Genomic DNA, 17,307 nt, shown 5'->3' with positions numbered 1-17,307 from the left:
CTGGAGTAGATTGCAGGAGCATAAGCAGCACAAAGAAGGTCACACAAAATGTCGTGACCTTCTTTGTGCTGTGCTTCCAGCCTAAGTGCGTAGTCCTTCAAGTAGCCCTTGGCATGGAAGGGCCCGCCTTCCTTCATAACCGTCCACAAAGGATTAACACAGCAAAATAGATGACTGAAATAGGAATTCGGACCTATTTACCCTCCTTTACAATTAATTAACATTTCTTATAACTTTAGTTACATGCGTTTTCACTAGCCTGACTAGTATAGTAATGAAAAAATATTACTTTATATATTCAAAGCTCACTACACCTATAGAAAAGAGGATCCGTAAATAACATGGTTTCACAACAGCAATCATCAGGTCTCAAAATGTTCGTTCAAAGCAAGTGGTTCACCAATTTTATTTTGTTCTGTGTTTTCTTAAACGCCATTGTGATCGGATTGCAGACCTATCCCTCGATTAATAGTGCATATGAATCTCTTTTTGAAAAATTTGATTTAATATTTTTAGGCATATTCACTTTGGAAGTTATATTAAAAGTGATTGCGCACCAAAGTAAATATTTCAAAGATGGATGGAACCTGTTTGATTTTATAGTTGTCGCGGCCAGTATCGCCTTCATGCAATCTCAATTTGTCAGTGTATTGCGAATACTCAGGGTGCTACGGATTCTGAAGACGATCTCCTCCATCCACTCCCTGCGTCGAATCATCACATCCTTGTTTATGGCAGTTCCTACTATTGGAAGCATTTCCTTATTAATGATTATCGTCTTTTATATTTATGGAGTTGTCGGCTCCACTTTCTTCGCGGAACTATCACCGGTTTATTTTGGGGATCTGTCTGCGTCGCTGATTACCCTGTTCCAAATCGCTACTTTTGATGACTGGGCTAACATTTATCGGCCTATTGCGGAGAACAGTCCACTTTCCCTCGTTTATTTTGTTACGTTTATCTTTATTGCTGTCTTCGTGATGTTGAATCTGGTAGTCGGTGAGATTGTTAATAATGCAGCCAATATTCCATCTGAGGTTGAGGAGGACATAGCTGATATCGAAAAGAACGTGCACGACATAAAAGAAGATACATCGGAAATTCAACAGCTGCGGGACGAGGTTCGAGAGTTGAAATATTTGTTATTGGAAGAACGCAATGAGCGGAATGAACGAAAATATAAAACAGTTAATTAATACGGAGAAGGTTGTGGGTACTGTGCAAGAAAAGTTAATGAAAATCACAAAAAAACAAAAAACAGGATTGATCCTATGTGCTATTGTTATTCTGGCCATATACGTAGCTTTTACTATTTATTTCGGTTTATTTATGTCAAATGCCAGAGAGCAATCCTTTTCAGATCACAAAAATCGTATGGATGTTACTAAGGTAGAGGTTAAATATCCTCCGCAAAAATCTGCCTTCACTGAGGTGAAGATTGGTTCTTACCTGGAAAACATACATAATGTTTCTATTGCAGATTCGACATTTTCCGCCGATCTCTACCTATGGTTCTCATGGCTGGGCAATAAAGATCTGAATCCGGGTGAAACCTTTCAGGTTATAGGTGGAAAAATGGATTCAAAGGAACTTTCAAGTGAACATTACCTTGAAGATGGTAATAATTACCAACGTTATAAGGTTACCGTTACTATAGATAAGGTTTTCGATACTACGCGTTTTTCACTTGAGGATCACATGCTTAATATCTATATCGAAGATAAAAAAAATGATGGAGGAGCCTTGAACTATGTTGTGGATGACAACTCAGCCATCAGCTCCAGAGTGAAAATTCCCGGTTATCGTGTCACTAATTTTCAGAATGTAGTTAAACCACATGAATATAAATCCACCTTTAGCTCGCCCAATGCAAACGGCTTAAACCGGGTATTCTCTCAGTATGCAATAGCTATTTCAATGAATAGAACCGACTGGAGCTTCTATTTCAAAATATTTTTTCCGTACTTATTGTCAGTTGCACTGGGTTTAATCGTATTGTGGACAAAACCCGATCTTATCGACGCACGAACCGGTTTAGGTGGCGCTTCATTCTTCGGCGTAGTTGCCAATGCCTATGTTGTGAATTCCCTCGTTCCAGCTAATGGAGGCACCTTTGGACTTTTGGATATCCTTACGTTATCGTCATTGATTTCGGTCTTTTTAATAGTGGTAGCATCCATTTTGTCCTATAACTTATATAGAAGACAAGAAAAGCCGGAATTATCGATGGTATTTGATAAAGTGGTATTTTTCTCCATTAGCGGCGGCTACTTATTGTTATCTCTAGTTATACCGTTCTGTACTTATTTGAATGCTTAAGGGATCACTCTAAAATTTGTCTAAGCAAAACATATGGGAATTTTGGCGGTGGTGCATATGCCTTCTGTCGGTATAAAATGATAGAGTAGCTTGGACCGATTGCTGGAAGGAGTAGGACAGATGAATATTACCCCCGATTTTATTGATGAACAGTTCCGGACATTCCTATTGGAAACATATTGCGGCGGCCGGGATTCGATTCAAACAAGTGATGTGGAAGGGATTCGCGAGCTGCAAATCTCGCACAAAGATATCACAAGCTTGAACGGACTGGAACATTTTACTTCGCTGGATGTCCTGAATTGCGCACACAATAAGTTGACTGAGCTGGATATTCGCCGCAACACACGATTGGTGAACTTGGAATGCAACGGCAACGGGTTGAATGCGCTCAATACAAGCTACAATTCCGCGCTAAAATTGTTTTTCCGTCAACCTGCATCAAGAGGCATCAGTTAACCTGAATGCCTCTTTTTTCTTTCCATTCTAATTTCGATCTGAAATCAGGATTGAAGCGTGTGATTCCTTTTCATACTTGGTAGACGGCCGCGGCTTTTTGCGTGGGTTAGCAATCAAGCACTACTGCTTAATCATAAAAATATACTCACCCGCTTTATGGAGTGCAAGAGCTAATGCCGTCTTTCTTGGTGCATACGCCTATCCATATATTGTCTTGGTGAACACCCCTGATATCTTTTAAACAATTGATAAAACTGGGCAGGACTCGTAAAGCCAACCTTTCCGCTAATTTCTGTTACCGACCAGGCCTCCGTCAGCAAGAGCTGCTCCGCCCGCTTCATCCGGCGCATTTGGACATAAGACGTAAAGGTCATCCCCATTCCCTTTTTGAACAGCTTGGCAAAATAACTGCCATTGTAGTTCAATTTGCCGCTGACTGCCGTAAGGTGGCAAGGACCTTCGAGACCTTCTTCGATAAAAGCGAGAGCTGGGCGCAGCTTTTCGGCAAGATGCGGATCCATAGGTACGATCAGCCGATCTTCGTCAATTTTAATGAGCACGTGCAGGAGAGCTTTCAAGCTTGCATTTACAGACAGCTCATAGCCGCGCTGCTTATCCGACATATCCAATAGCATTAGTTGGAGAATCCGAAATGCTTCTAGCTTGCATGCCGGGTACTTGATTAGCTGCTCGTTTAATGGGATCAAGCTGGTAGACCGACCCGTGAATGCAGCATAATAGGGCAGCAAGGACGGGTCCATAAACGATGCTATGTCTGCATGACAAACGATATACGTCAACGCTTGCTGCCGATATTTATAAGAGCGATGCAGTTCATTGGAGCCGAGCATCACCACATCGCCGGCTTGCAGCTCATAGCTGCAAGTGGATGTTTCCATCCGCAGCACTCCCTCTACAACAGCTATCCACTCCATTTCTTGATGGTAGTGCCAAACGCCATACTGCTCCGATGCCTCATTGGCATGACGAATGGTCCATATCTTCAGTCTGAAATAAGGGTCCGAATAGTCCACCTGTTCTTTGTCGTACGCTTCGAGATTAACGGGCACAGCAGTTCCTCCGACTTCAACTTGACTTGTCCTTATTTTACCATAATGTCCGATTTCAAGACATATTTAGCTGATTTCAAGAGGCTTTCTTCTACATAATTATCTAAAATAAAGAGAAGGAAAGCCACTATGGAAGGAGTGTACCTGGCATGAAAAGTTTACCTGCTGGCCATGACCTGAGGCTGCCGGCTTGGGGCCCTTATACGAAGCAATATATGGGCATCTCCCATATCAGTGATCAAGCGCGAGGATTACGCTTTGACCTCAGCTTAATGCCGGGATTTTATAGAAGAAAGATTGACATCCCCTCCGTGTTATGGGAATCCGGCTATCATCCGTGGGAAGCTACCGCAGATTACAGCTTTTTCTCTCACCGCCATGAGCTGGAATGGAAGGATGATGTATACACGGATATCTCATTTAGCCGATTGGACGATAACTCTCGTCTGGTGCGTGCGGGATTCGTCAACCAGACCAACCATGCTCAAAACCTGGTGCTGCATTGGATGGCTTCCCTTCAACCGCCCCGGCTGTCGGGACATAGGGAAATTCATGTATGCGCTGAGGCTCGGCTGCCCCAAGGAGCCCAATGGGTAGATTCGCTTGATTACAAGGAATTGACCTTTGCGCACCCTCGCCCATCAGACGGTTTAGTGTATGACGGCTACTTGCGTGGAGAAACTCGCGGTCAGCATTATACCGGAGGCTCTGCCATCGGACAAGGCTTCGGTACGGATAAAGGCGATCTGCTGCTCTATGAAGTACAACTGAACACCTCCTTGCGGGAAGGCACATTTCTTCTCCGATATCAAGCATCTCAAAACGGTGATCTCGATATTCGAATCGGCCAACAGTCCTATCGCTTGAATGTGCATAAATCAGAAGAGCTTCGCACTTCAACTATACACGTAGGCGAAATCCCTGCAGGCTCGTTCAGCGTTGAACTATGTGGGACAGGCACAGGAGCCATCATAATAGATGGATTTACACTAGTCGAACAAGCTGATATCGAAGCTGTTTCTTTCCCTGACTTACCCTGGCAAACGGAGCCTGAGCTGCTGGAGGGTCCTGTCACAGGCAGCCTGATTCTCCGGTATGACAACTGCCCTTATCATTACGGGCTTATGTGGAATTATCCCGATGTCGAGGTTCGGCAATATAAGAACGATGAGTTGGATCGTTATGCGCGTCATACGGTTCACAATCATGTCGATGAGGTCCTTCTCGGAAATGAGAAAGGCCACTTTACGAATATTTTCATGCGGCCGATTCACTTGAAGCCGAATTCATCCATTACCCTGCACGGCATGGTTTGCTCTGGCTCATACGAGGAGGTGCAAAGCGCCCTTCAGCAGTTTACCTTGAAGGATGAGCAGTGCGAGATTGTTTATCAAGCAGCAAGGGCAGAGCTGAATCGCCCTTCCTTCTATCCGACAGGCGATACCTACCTGTTCAGCCAGCAATTAATGAGAGCTACGCTGCTCACGAATACGGTATTTCCTGTCTATACGAAGCGCAGCTATATCCGTCACAATACACCCGGCCGTTGGTGGGATTCACTTTATACGTGGGATTCTGGATTTATCGGACTCGGTCTCACGGAGCTGGATACCCAGCGTGCGTTGGACTGCTTGAATGCCTATTTGACCGAGCCGGGAGATTCCCAGGCCGCCTTCATCCATCATGGCAGTCCGGTGCCTGTCCAACATTATTTGTTCCTGGAATTGTGGAACCGCGGCCAAGCTCAAGCCTACGTGCATGCTTTATATCCGCAATTAAGGCAATATTACTTGTTTCTAGCTGGCAAAATCGGCGGCTCCACAACAGATACAAGCCATTCAGGATTATTAAAAACATGGGATTACTTCTACAATTCCGGGGGTTGGGACGACTATCCGCCTCAGAAATATGTACATGCACAATCATTGGAGCGTACAGTTGCACCTGTTATTACTACAAGTCAAGCCATTCGTGTTGCTAAAATACTTAAAATGGCTGCCCGCATGTCGGATGCATGGCTGAAGGATATTCCGGAGTACGAGGCAGATATCCGCTTATGGAGTGAAGCGCTTGAAGCGTATGCTTGGGATGAAGAAGCCGGATATTACAGCTATGTTGTTCATGGCGAAGATGGCCAACCCGAAGGCATCCTTCGGCATGCTTCAGGCGCCAATTATAACAGGGGCATGGATGGCCTGTATCCTTTAGTTGCCGGAATTTGCACCAAAGAGCGGGCCGAACGGCTGATCTCCGCGTTATTTGATGAAACCCGACTCTGGACGCCAATCGGAATATCGACAGTTGACCAAAGCGCCTCCTACTATCAAGCAGACGGGTACTGGAACGGTGCAGTCTGGATGCCTCACCAGTGGTTTTTTTGGAAAACGATGCTGGACTTGGGTCATCCCGAGTTGGCTTTCCGAATTGCCGATACAGCGCTTATGGTATGGAAACGAGAAACCGAAACGACTTATAACTGTTACGAGCATTTTATCGTGCATACCGGTCGCGGAGCAGGATGGCATCATTTTGGCGGGCTGTCGGCCCCCGTCTTGAACTGGTTCGCCGCTTACTATGAACGGGGCAAGGTTTCTGTCGGGTTCAATGTATGGATGCTGGAACAGTCCTTTAACGAGACGCTCACTGCATACAACGCCGAATTCTGCTATGAAGGGGCTACCGATCAACCTTTCAGCTTGATTGTCAATATGGCGAGCGGATACCAGTATGAAGCCAGCAGCACAGGTTGTGTTGTAAATTGGACAATGAACCCGTGCGGCGGATTGGATCTAGTTATCACCGACTGCCTGCCGCAGGCAGCCATAAGGATTCAAGCTGTCGATGCCTAGTTGTTTATAGGTTTTTGTCATAACAAACAACGCATCTGTCCCTGAGATAGATGCGTTCTTCGCATATATAATAGTTGCATAGCCTACTTCAAATATAGGGGATCTTAACTATCACTGTCGTTCCATAACCTACCTGGCTTTCTATCCCTACCCCATAACCTTCTCCAAACAGCAGCTTTATCCTGTTATTTATATTGGAAAGACCGATACTTTTCCCTTCAAAACTGTTTTTCACTCGCTCCGAATCTTCCATATTCAGCTTCACTTTAATGCTTTCCAGCTCATCTTTACCTATTCCTTTTCCAGAATCCGATACTTGAAAACATACATCTCCATTAGCATCTAGATGACCGCTCACGCTAAGATGTCCTCCTGCATCCATACTTTCAAGTCCATGATATACTGAATTTTCGACAATGGGCTGCAAGATCATTTTAGGTGTTTTCATTTCCAACAGCTTTTCATCAACATTTACTTCCATAGAAAACTTGTTTTCATATCTAATTGAGATAATATTCAAATATGCCTTAATACATTGAATTTCTTCACTTATTCTAACAAGTTCGTCTTGTTTAATACTATATCGAAATATCTTGGACATGCTTGAAGTGATCTGCGCTATTTCCTTGCTGCCGTATTCAAGTCCGATACTGCTTATGCAATTTAATGTATTATACAGAAAGTGCGGGTTTATTTGACTTTGTAAGGCAGAAAATTCAGCCTGCTTTTTGCTGAGTTCTGACTCATATAATCTTCCCTGTGTATTAAATATATTTCTTGTCATCTCTTCCATTTTGTCAATCATGCTATTGATATCATAGGCCAACACCCCGACTTCATTGGTTGAGCGCACCTTTATCCTGAAGCCCATATCTCTTTCACCAATTTTTCTCATATCTGCTACAAGCCCCATAACAGGTCGTGTTAGATTATTCAAGAAAAAATACCCGAGAATAATCATACTTAGACTTATACCAATTCCTGCTATAATACTAATATTTTTAATAGCATTCATGTCCGTTGTCAATTCATGCACCGGAATAATACTTACTATACTCCAGCCATCCGCCTGCTCCAGGCCTTTTTCCTGAACGATTACGTCTTCCCCATTTATTGTTGTTTTTACTCCATTGGTTAAACTATGCCTATCTACTGAAAGTAGATCCTTGAATAAAACGCCACGTAAATTTGCATTATTGGATGCAATGACCTCATTTCGGCTGTTGAGTATATACAAAGTAGAGTTAGGCGTCAATTCCGTATTTTCAACGAGTTCTTGCATTTTGTCCGTATTAACCATAACTGAACAATAGCCCGTTTTTTGAGAAAAATGAACCCCGCCAATAGCTTCGATAATAGGTGCTATATAAAAGAAATATTCGTTTCCTGTTTTTTCGTTTTTTAATATGTTCGTAAATCTTCCCTTTTTACCAGACTCACTATCATTTTTATATTCATTGATAAATTCATCATATTGTTTCAAAAAAAAAATATCACCATTTGTGGAAGCTAAGCTGTACACTCGTCTTCCCTGATTGTCATTAATAACAATACCATTCACATAAGAATTAAAGGACCTCATATACTCCATTAGATCCAGTACATAAGTGCCTATATCGAAATCCCTCGTATAATCATCCTCTGCAATGGTGAATTCTTGTATCTTTTTATTATTAACAGCTATGTTTGTACTGACCTTTATATCATTAAAAACTGAATCTATCTTTTGGCGTGTTTGTTCGATAATTTTATTACCATAATTGGTAGCTCTATTCTGAGTCAAATTATAAAAGCTATAATAGAAGTAGAACTCCATTGCTGTAAATATTATAATCGCGAACAAAAATATGAGTAATATCTGATGTTTGAGCTTCAGTCTACTAATCTTCAAATTCCCCCACTCCGATCCTGCAACAAGGTTATATAATTCAGCTTTTTCTGAACTTCGTAGGCGTTATCCCACATTGCTTTTTAAATACTTTATTGAAGTAATAGTAATCAGAAAATCCTACTTTTGTTGTAATTTCTTCAATTGATAATTCTGTATGTTTCAATAGCTCACAAGCTTTTTTTATCCTCAATTCAGTTACATATTCCGAAAAGGTTTTGCCCAACACTTTTTTAAAAAGCTGGCAGCAATATACTTGGTTTACAAAAAATTTTACGGATAGATCTTTAAGATATAGCTTGTGCTGAAAATTATTGTCGATATATTTAACCATCTGAATAAAATAAGAGTTGATATCCCCTTCATTTACAGACTCGCTGTTCAGCTGCTTGATGTATATAAAAATGTCATACAAAAAACTGCATAAGGACTCAAAGTTTTTAAAGCGCTCTTTCAGTTCAGAGTAATTCAGGAAATCAAGCTCCATATATCTCAGCTCTTCGTAATATGTGCCAACCAACACACTGACCACTTGATTCCATAAATAAACCACCTCTCCCATACCTAAATTATTTTGTTTGAAAGCATACATGAGTCTTTTCATGATGACATCCATTTCTTCAAATTGATTCTCTTGAATAATAGAAGAAATTCCATCTATAAACGGCTTAACCAAATTAAGCTTTGGCTCGTATTCAAATATACCTTGTTCTTCATTTAAAAATATGTTTGACGCTGCGATATCTGATTCCTTTATAAGCTTTGCAATATTTTCATAATTATTAGAAATGCTGCTGATTCCTATCGCTTTTATATCGGAACCATTGAAAACTGCAGAATCAAATTTATCCAAATCAGTTCTTTTTTCACTTTTGAGAATATATAGTGTCTTTCTTGATCCAAATTCAACTTCCAATGTATGTTTACTATCAAAAAACGGTCTGTCATTATAATCCTTTTTTTCACTATTTGAATACATGATAAGTACACGATAGTAATAGTCCGATGTATGATCAAAAAATGGAGTTAAATGTTGTAATTCTCTTTTATCCGTTGAGATTAGAGCCTCTAACATAAGGTTATTTCTCATACTTTTCTTTTTAGAAAAATGCAAGGCCAGCTTTTCAATTAACGGATCTGCCATCTCAATATCTATGGGCTTTAGGAAATAATCCAGCGCACCATACCTTAAGGCCTCCTGCGCGTATGCAAATTCAGCGAAACCGCTTACAATAACGAACTCAACATCCAATTCCTTTTTTTTGGTCATTCTAATAAGGTCAAGGCCGGAAATTTCAGGCATTCTGATATCTGTAAAAACGAGATCAGGACGCTCTTCGTTTATAAAATCAATTGCCTTATGGACGCTTGTAAATTGGCCTGTGATTTCAAACCCGTATTTATTCCAGTTAAATGCATTCCGTATTCCTTTTATCGCCCATGGTTCATCATCTATAATAATCACACTATACATAAGTACCCCCTTGATAGCTGATATACCTATTCCTAACAGCCTGTCCGCCTGCCGTCCTATAATCTGCTAAAATTTTAACCCTTTACCAGCAAAATAACAAGACAGCCACACGTTCGATGATAAAAACCTATGGATATAACGCCGTTATGTCCATAGGCTTTTAACTTATCCGCTGATAGGTCAACGGCCTGTATGAACTTTTGGATTACTTCTTATTTCTTATTGGACTGCATGGCCTTGTAGATTTTCACATTTTCATCCATTACAGTCTGCCCGCCTGCTGCCATATACTCTGCAACCAGCTTATCGTACAAGCTGTCGAATTCTGCAGGCTTGCAAACAATAAGTTTATCCGTCATTTGTTTGTCCATATCCCCAAGTGTTTTGCCAAACTTAATATTAGACTCACTTGGCGTATCATAGAAGAAACTTGTGTAAGTATCCGTAGTATTGATTTTGTATGATTTTTCTGCAGCATCTTCGAGACCTGGAGCCGATGCAGCTAAAGCCTTAATATTCTTCTGAGGATCACCCAGCTCCACACCATTTACAACCAATGTAAGATCAAGATTTAGATTACTGGTTTGCATGTTGTCCCCTGTTTGATTGATAACCTGCGGAATCCCATTAACCATCTTGTGATTAACGCCTTCCTGTCCGTATTGCAGGAAGAATAATACTTTGGGGTCGGACATCCAGTTTAAGTATTTAATTGCCAGCTCTGCATTTTTACTGCTCTTAGGGATAAAGATATTCACTCCATTTTCATTGTACGCGATTTTCTTGTATTTCCCTTCAGCATTCTTAAAAGTATCAATAGGAACAAAGCTTGCGTTAGGTACATTTGCTTTTAAGGGCTCACTGATATTTTGCCTTAACGGATAATCCCAGTTAGCAATCAAGAATCCAACTTTACCATTTGTAACGTCAGCATCCGCCTGCTTAGCCGTTTTGTCTAGAGCAAAATCAGGGCTGATTAATTTTTCATTGTAGAGCTTGTTAAGAAACTTGAGCGCATCCTTATTTCCGGGTCTTAGCCAACTCGGAGTTGTAACGAATTCTTCCTCCGACTGCTTCCCCCAGAAAGATTCGCCTAAATTTCCATAGTTATAGTTCATACCGGTTGCTGCCAATCCCCAAGGAATAACCCGATCTACGCCTCCAGGATTTTTATCTCTGAACGCAATTAAAGTATTATATAATTCATCTCGGGTGGTAGGAACGGGCATCCCCACTTTATCCAGCCAATCCTTTCTAATAAACATACCATTCCATGCCAGCGAAGTTCTTTTTGCAGGGATCGCCATCTGCTTCCCACCAAAAAGTCCGTAAGAAAGAACGGTCTTACCGAGATAATTCGTTAATTCCTTACCATGTTTAGCTAATAAATCATCCAATTGAATAATGCCATTAACCTTAGCGTATCGTGATACGGTTGCGCTGTCATAAGTAAATGATATATCAGGCGCCTCACCTGCAGCCATCAATACATTGAGCTTATCAATTTCCTGTGACCTGGGTACCGGAACGAACTTCACAACCGCATTATTCGGTTTTCCGAAATTTTCATTAATGTACCGTGTCCAGGTATTATTGTTCAAGTCCGGCTGTCCCTGTACTCCTCTGTCAAATACTTCAACCGTTAGTGTAACGGGCGAACCTGAAGGCGTTGCAGCTGCCGTTGACGTTGGCTGGCCTTCCTTTTTACTCCCGCTTTCACATCCTGCCACGGTACTTAGTAATAACGTCATAACCGGTAATACAGCCAACAATTTTTTATTTTTCATTTTCGACCTCTCCTTTATTGGTAGTCATTTCGATAACTGTATAGCAGCCATTTGTATGAGTGCCTCACCAATCCTGGCTGATCGGCAAGTAACCACCTCCTTTCTATTCCAAATTCAGGATCAGCCCTTAATTGCCCCCGTCATGACACCATCAACAAAATACTTTTGAAGTTTAGGGTAAACAATTAATATAGGAACTGTCGCAAACATTACACTTGCCGCCTTCAAGGACTCAGGGACAATATAGGCACCCATACTACCCTCACCTTGCTGGGCATCTAACTGTTGATTTGCAGTTATAATTTGATACAGCTTTAATTGCATCGGATATAAGTTCTTATCTGTTATATAAAAAAGTGCATCTTGAAAACCATTCCATCTGTCAACCGCATAAAAGAGGCTTAAGGTTGCTATAGCAGGCAAAGATAGTGGAAGCACTATCCGTACAAGTATCCCAAATTCATTACAACCATCTATAGATGCCGATTCTTCCAGGCTTTCCGGAAGTGATGAGAAGAAGGTCTTGAGTATGATCAAATTGAAAACACTCATAGCACCAGGCAAAACCAAGCTCCATATCGTATTGATCATTAGCAGGTTTTTTACCAGAATATAGCTCGGTATCAAACCTCCACTAAAATACATCGTAAACACCAGGAATGTTAAAAAGAAGCTTCTTCCCTTTAATCTTTTCTTTGTAAGCGGATACGCTGCGCATATGGTTAAAAACATACAAATTATTGTATATATAATAGTAAGAACAATCGTATACCCTAGTGTATAAATCATCTCTATATCGTTTAAGATTGTTTTATAGGTTTCAATTGTGAATTCTACCGGCCAAAGAGCAACCTTCTGGGAAATAATTGCATTATTCGAGCTTAGTGAAAGAGCAATCATATACAGAAATGGAACCAGACAAGTAATGGCTACTCCAGTAAGGAATAATATAATACATAGATCAACTAAATTAGTTCTTTGCTTTCTACTCAACAAGCCCATCTCCTCACCAAATTCCCTGTTCCCCAATTTTTTTAGCAATAAAATTCGCTGTCACTAAAAATACCAACCCGACAACAGATTGAAATAGTCCAACTGCTGTTGCCTGTGAAAAATCGCCAGATCCAATTCCGATCCTATAAACAAATGTGCTGATTACATCGGAGTATTCACTTACCAGTGAATTTCCCAAAACAAATGGCCGGTCAAACCCTATCGAGAGCATTCTTCCAATTTGTAAAATAAGCAAAATAATAATTGTAGGCTTAATTCCAGGCAAAGTAATATGCCATATTTTACGAAGCCTGTTGCACCCATCCATATCTGCAGCCTCATATAACTCCTTGTTTATTCCAGTTATTGCCGCTAAATATAAGATTGTACCCCACCCTGCACTTTGCCATATCCCAATAGCCAGATACATGATCAGCCAGTTCGTTTTTTGGGAAAGAAACTCAATATTAGCGAAACCAAGGCTAGATAGGAAGCTGTTCGCCATGCCTCCCGAAGAAAATATCAGGTATGCCATACCTCCAATAATGATCCAGGACAAGAAATGCGGTAAATATAAAATAGTTTGGGTCGCTTTTTTAAATCTTACATGTCGGAGTTCATTCAACAAAACTGCCAGTATTATTGGTGCTGGGAAACCGACTATCAAATCCAGAAAGTTTAAAACGAGTGTGTTTTTAAGAGCGCGGTAAAAACTATTTTGTTCAAATATGAATTTGAAAACGTCCAGCCCAACCCACTCGCTCCCGCTAATTCCCTCAAAAATGTTATAGTCCTGGAAAGCCATCAATACACCATATATGGGAGCATATTTAAATATTATGATATAAGCTATTGGCAACAGTAAGAGAAAATAAAGTAGAGAATCTTTTTTAAAACTATGTACGATACTGTTTTTCCTGTTTATTTTGATACTGTCTCTAGAGCTGCCTACAACCGCTTTCAATTACATCATCCCTCTTCCAATAAGTTTTAACCAAACTTCCTCCTGTTCAATAATTTGCGCTACAAATCTTATAAAGATATCTTCATGTAAAAAATTATACTCTCAACAATTATTAATAAAATGTAATTTTCTAAAATTAATTTGGTAATATTTTAATAATTTTATTTACCGAGGCATGCTGGCGTCCGGTAGGGTCAATCCACCGAATAACATCCTCCAGCCAAGAAACTCTCTCCTTTTCGCTGCCATTAAAACTTGTCTCCGTAATGAAAATTGATCTGTGATAGCCAAAAAACCTAGGCCAGGGCCTAGGTGTAAAGCTTAACTGCAGGCAGGTATAGAAGTCAGGCTGTCCTCTTTACATACTTGCATCAGTTTGGTACTAGTTTAATATAATCAAGTAACAAATGGTGTGCTGAGCTTGAACCATTTTTACCTGTAACATTAAACTTGAAGGATTTATTGCCTGCCGAGCTGAAGGTTATATTTGCCACATTTAGTTCCACATAGTTTAAAGCAGTTGAATATAAATCCTGAACCGAACCATGATTTACATCGTTTACCGACAACTGGAACTGCCCCCTGTTGGGTCCCTTTTTCACACCAACCCTTACACTATAGCTGCGTGCCTCAGGCACATTCACGGTGTATGTCACATAGTCATTGACTCCACTCGCTTCCAGCGTAGTTCCATATCCACCGCTCAGATTGAGGTCCGTACCCGATCCATTTCCGAACATGGAATGTTTGACGCCCGAGGTTGCGCTTACACTTAAATTTTCTGTTTCATATCGACTGCTTTGAACTGAAATATTATCAAATTTTGCAGCTGAATCAAATGTCCTAACTCCTATACTACCCCTCGTATACGCTGAATCCGTCACACTAATCTTAGGTGTAGCCATATCACCAACATAAACCTTAATGGAATCACCTTGTGCAAAAATTTTAACATGATACTTTGTATTAGCCGTTAAGCTCATGGAAGCAGTGGCAAGCGATGTCCAGTTGTTGTTTGCCTTCCCAATCAGAACCTTCTGATTAGGAACATCGAGTCCAGCATAGTAGCCTTGGTAAGCATCAGTACCAGTTCCAGGATTTGATACCCTAAATACCAGACCCGCATTGCCGGTTGAACCTGGTGTCACATCAGCTTCATAAATCAAATCTGTGAAATTGGTGTCCAGAAGAGCCTTGGCACCCGGATTGGATGCTACATTATACTGACCGCCTGATACTGTCCATGTACCGCCATATTTTGTCCATCCTGTATCATTACCATCATCAAAGTTATCTTCTACTGCCATTTCGACTGGTATAATAGTATTATCTGCATTAAACCCAAATTTATCAAACGCCAGTACACGTTGTGAACTATTCAGATAACGCTTATGGTAAAAAATATACCAATCATTTGTTGTAGGTGATTGAACAATACCATTATGACCAGGTCCATCTGCTGTTGTAGTATCCGTATGCAGCATAATACCTTTTGGTACAAATGGCCCTGTTATAGAGCTCGAAGTTGCATACATGACCTTATAAGATGAATCTGCCCATACACCGGCAGCATAGGTCAAATAGTATATCCCGTTCCTCTTGAACACTTTAGGCGCTTCAAAATAATCATTATTGCCATTTTTAGTGGGAGTAACTTTCTTATAGACGGTTCCATCAGGCCATGTTCCCAGAGACTTCATGTCAGCGTTAAGCTTTACAACATTACACTCTCCCCAGCTGCCATAATACATATAAGCCTGACCGTCATCATCAATAAATACATCTTGATCCATTGGACCTGCGCCATTTCTTACAACATTTATAAGTGGTGCGCCAATCGCATCGGTATAAGGACCTTGTGGATTATCAGCCACTGCAACGCCTATTCCACCTAATTGTCCATCGCCATTGATTGCGTTTGCAGCAAAATAAATGTAGTATTTTCCATCGCGATAAGTCCCGTTTGGTGCCCACAATGAATGTTGTAACCATGATATATTGGCAGAACTTATTACATTTGAGTATTTTGTCCAGTTGACCATATCTGTTGAAGAAAATATGTCTAAAGATTTTGCGCCAGTGCCAGACTCGCCAACTTGAGTCGAACGAGTCGGATACACCCAATATGTCCCATTATAAATCTGTACATCAGGGTCTGCATAATAGCCATCCACAAATTGTGGACCAGAGTGAATCGGAGCAGCATAAGCAAGTCCCGGTAAAGATGCAAACAAGCAAATTGCAATTGAAACGCAAAACAATACCAAATTAGATTTTTTGATTTTTCCCATGAGACAACCTCCTTTTTGACTAACAATTTACGTTCCTTGTTGAACACTTTAACTCCCCTGCCTGGCCAGAATGCTTAAAAATAAACTTAAAGCTTCCATCCCCCCTGTGGAACAAATCTTACCAGCAGATTGTCGGCTCCAGTGTAGTCCCACAGATTTGTTCTAATCCCAGTTTGCGTGGAAACGCTCTCAAAATTGATTGCCATTTACATATTGACCACCTCCTATAGGCTGTGTCCGCCACTGCTGACGAACTGCTCCGGTGTAATCATTTTGCTGTATAGATCTCATGTAAAGAATTATACTTTCATGAATTTTAATTAAAATGTAATTTTACAAATTATTTTTGTAATAATTTTATATTCTTGGAAATCCTTTTTCTTTTCCGTACTTATTTGAAGGCTTAAGGGATCACAATTCGTAACCTTCGGCCGACTCTCGTAATAGAAAAGAGCAACCTACAAGTTTATATTGTAGATTGCTCTTTTCCTTATGAAAGCTTTAATGTGTAATAAGTCTCTCCAGTTTGAAGAACCGTTTTGGATTTTGTTATATACGATGAAAAGCGATCTTTATTTATCTGAGCGTTCATCTTCTTTTCGTTTTTTTGAATAAGTTCTATTTGTCTTCAAGATAACGAAAGAACAGATGATTAAACCAACGTAAACGAAAATGATCATCCAAAGCCCAATTCCATTGGATTTCAATCGCAACCTCCATTCACAAACCAGCAAAGACCGTTTACAATGATTGGCAGGCAGTGGGAATACCTCCCATTTCATCAGTCTTGCCTTATTTTTCATATATTTGATTATTTGAATATATATAAAATGTTACTCCTGTGATCTCTCAATGTCAATTACTAAAATTCAACCTTTCTCACCATGCCCTGCAATGCCTGTTCGAATCCAGCACAAGGGTTGGATTTCAAACGCTAATAAGTCCTGCTTGCCTGCTGAGCATTATGCTATCCTCGTAATTGAGGTGCATTCTATGAGACTATTTAATACGGGCAAATCATGACCAGACCAGAAAGCAATATCAATTATTTGCTAGTAACCGAATTACAGGATATGATCCAAAAGTTGACAGCCAACCGTTTTTTATAATGCAAATTAAAACAATTTTTATCAGATGAATACCTTACTGAACATTTCTATTTCCTCCCACCATTTAGAAGATTTGTTTCCACTCATCATCGTATCGATCCATG

At 40.5% G+C, this 17,307-nt stretch carries 11 protein-coding genes; 4 read left to right on the top strand and 7 right to left on the bottom strand.

Annotated features, from left to right (window positions below; all coding sequences use genetic code 11):
- Positions 1–341: 341 nt before the first annotated feature.
- The 3 genes from NST47_RS06720 (at position 342) to NST47_RS06710 (ending at position 2,778) form a co-directional block, all read left to right on the top strand.
- Positions 342–1,196, top strand: a complete 855-nt coding sequence (locus tag NST47_RS06720; RefSeq protein ID WP_341154428.1) for an ion transporter — start codon at positions 342–344, stop codon at positions 1,194–1,196.
- On the top strand, positions 1,159–2,319 hold the full coding sequence (locus NST47_RS06715; RefSeq protein ID WP_341154427.1) for a hypothetical protein: 1,161 nt from the start codon (positions 1,159–1,161) through the stop codon (positions 2,317–2,319). Before NST47_RS06720 ends, NST47_RS06715 begins: the two co-directional genes overlap by 38 nt.
- 120 nt (positions 2,320–2,439) lie before the next feature.
- Positions 2,440–2,778 (top strand): hypothetical protein, encoded by a 339-nt coding sequence (locus NST47_RS06710; protein ID WP_341154426.1) that lies wholly within the window; start codon positions 2,440–2,442, stop codon positions 2,776–2,778.
- 170 nt (positions 2,779–2,948) lie between these two features.
- Here NST47_RS06710 and NST47_RS06705 read toward each other — a convergent pair whose 3' ends face one another.
- A complete protein-coding gene (locus NST47_RS06705) occupies positions 2,949–3,848 on the bottom strand; it encodes an AraC family transcriptional regulator (protein WP_341154425.1) in 900 nt (299 codons plus the stop codon).
- A 149-nt stretch (positions 3,849–3,997) separates the two neighbouring features.
- On the opposite strand from NST47_RS06705, the gene NST47_RS06700 reads away from it, so the two are divergent.
- Positions 3,998–6,697, top strand: coding sequence for an MGH1-like glycoside hydrolase domain-containing protein (locus NST47_RS06700; RefSeq protein WP_341154424.1), 2,700 nt, complete (start codon positions 3,998–4,000; stop codon positions 6,695–6,697).
- An 88-nt stretch (positions 6,698–6,785) separates the two neighbouring features.
- On the opposite strand, the gene NST47_RS06695 is transcribed toward NST47_RS06700, so the two are convergent.
- The 6 genes from NST47_RS06695 to NST47_RS06670 all read right to left on the bottom strand — a co-directional run bounded on the left by NST47_RS06695 (position 6,786) and on the right by NST47_RS06670 (position 16,094).
- A complete protein-coding gene (locus tag NST47_RS06695) occupies positions 6,786–8,480 on the bottom strand; it encodes a sensor histidine kinase (protein ID WP_341154423.1) in 1,695 nt (564 codons plus the stop codon).
- 145 nt (positions 8,481–8,625) lie between these two features.
- Positions 8,626–10,059, bottom strand: a complete 1,434-nt coding sequence (locus tag NST47_RS06690) for a response regulator transcription factor (RefSeq protein ID WP_341154422.1) — start codon at positions 10,057–10,059, stop codon at positions 8,626–8,628.
- A 212-nt stretch (positions 10,060–10,271) separates the two neighbouring features.
- The gene (locus NST47_RS06685) at positions 10,272–11,846 is read right to left on the bottom strand and encodes an extracellular solute-binding protein (protein WP_341154421.1); all 1,575 of its coding nucleotides are present in this window, start codon (positions 11,844–11,846) and stop codon (positions 10,272–10,274) included.
- Between the two features lie 120 nt (positions 11,847–11,966).
- On the bottom strand, positions 11,967–12,848 hold the full coding sequence (locus NST47_RS06680; RefSeq protein ID WP_341159618.1) for a carbohydrate ABC transporter permease: 882 nt from the start codon (positions 12,846–12,848) through the stop codon (positions 11,967–11,969).
- 4 nt (positions 12,849–12,852) lie between these two features.
- Positions 12,853–13,803, bottom strand: coding sequence for an ABC transporter permease (locus NST47_RS06675; RefSeq protein ID WP_341154420.1), 951 nt, complete (start codon positions 13,801–13,803; stop codon positions 12,853–12,855).
- 371 nt (positions 13,804–14,174) lie between these two features.
- On the bottom strand, positions 14,175–16,094 hold the full coding sequence (locus NST47_RS06670; RefSeq protein WP_341154419.1) for a family 43 glycosylhydrolase: 1,920 nt from the start codon (positions 16,092–16,094) through the stop codon (positions 14,175–14,177).
- Positions 16,095–17,307 lie beyond the last annotated feature (1,213 nt).

The organism is Paenibacillus sp. FSL H8-0034 (assembly GCF_038000305.1).
Taxonomy (GTDB): Bacteria; Bacillota; Bacilli; order Paenibacillales; family NBRC-103111; genus Paenibacillus_S.
Note: the sequence above shows the minus strand (reverse complement) of the source record. Positions and strands in the feature narration are given on the sequence as shown.

What these genes read in the sequence shown, in the direction of transcription:
- NST47_RS06715 (WP_341154427.1), top strand. Translation starts at nt 1,159, where the DNA reads ATGAGCGGAATGAACGAAAATATAAAACAGTTAATTAATACGGAGAAG.
- NST47_RS06720 (WP_341154428.1), top strand. Translation starts at nt 342, where the DNA reads ATGGTTTCACAACAGCAATCATCAGGTCTCAAAATGTTCGTTCAAAGC.
- NST47_RS06710 (WP_341154426.1), top strand. Translation starts at nt 2,440, where the DNA reads ATGAATATTACCCCCGATTTTATTGATGAACAGTTCCGGACATTCCTA.
- NST47_RS06670 (WP_341154419.1), bottom strand. Translation starts at nt 16,094, where the DNA reads ATGGGAAAAATCAAAAAATCTAATTTGGTATTGTTTTGCGTTTCAATT.
- NST47_RS06700 (WP_341154424.1), top strand. Translation starts at nt 3,998, where the DNA reads ATGAAAAGTTTACCTGCTGGCCATGACCTGAGGCTGCCGGCTTGGGGC.
- NST47_RS06690 (WP_341154422.1), bottom strand. Translation starts at nt 10,059, where the DNA reads ATGTATAGTGTGATTATTATAGATGATGAACCATGGGCGATAAAAGGA.
- NST47_RS06680 (WP_341159618.1), bottom strand. Translation starts at nt 12,848, where the DNA reads ATGGGCTTGTTGAGTAGAAAGCAAAGAACTAATTTAGTTGATCTATGT.
- NST47_RS06685 (WP_341154421.1), bottom strand. Translation starts at nt 11,846, where the DNA reads ATGAAAAATAAAAAATTGTTGGCTGTATTACCGGTTATGACGTTATTA.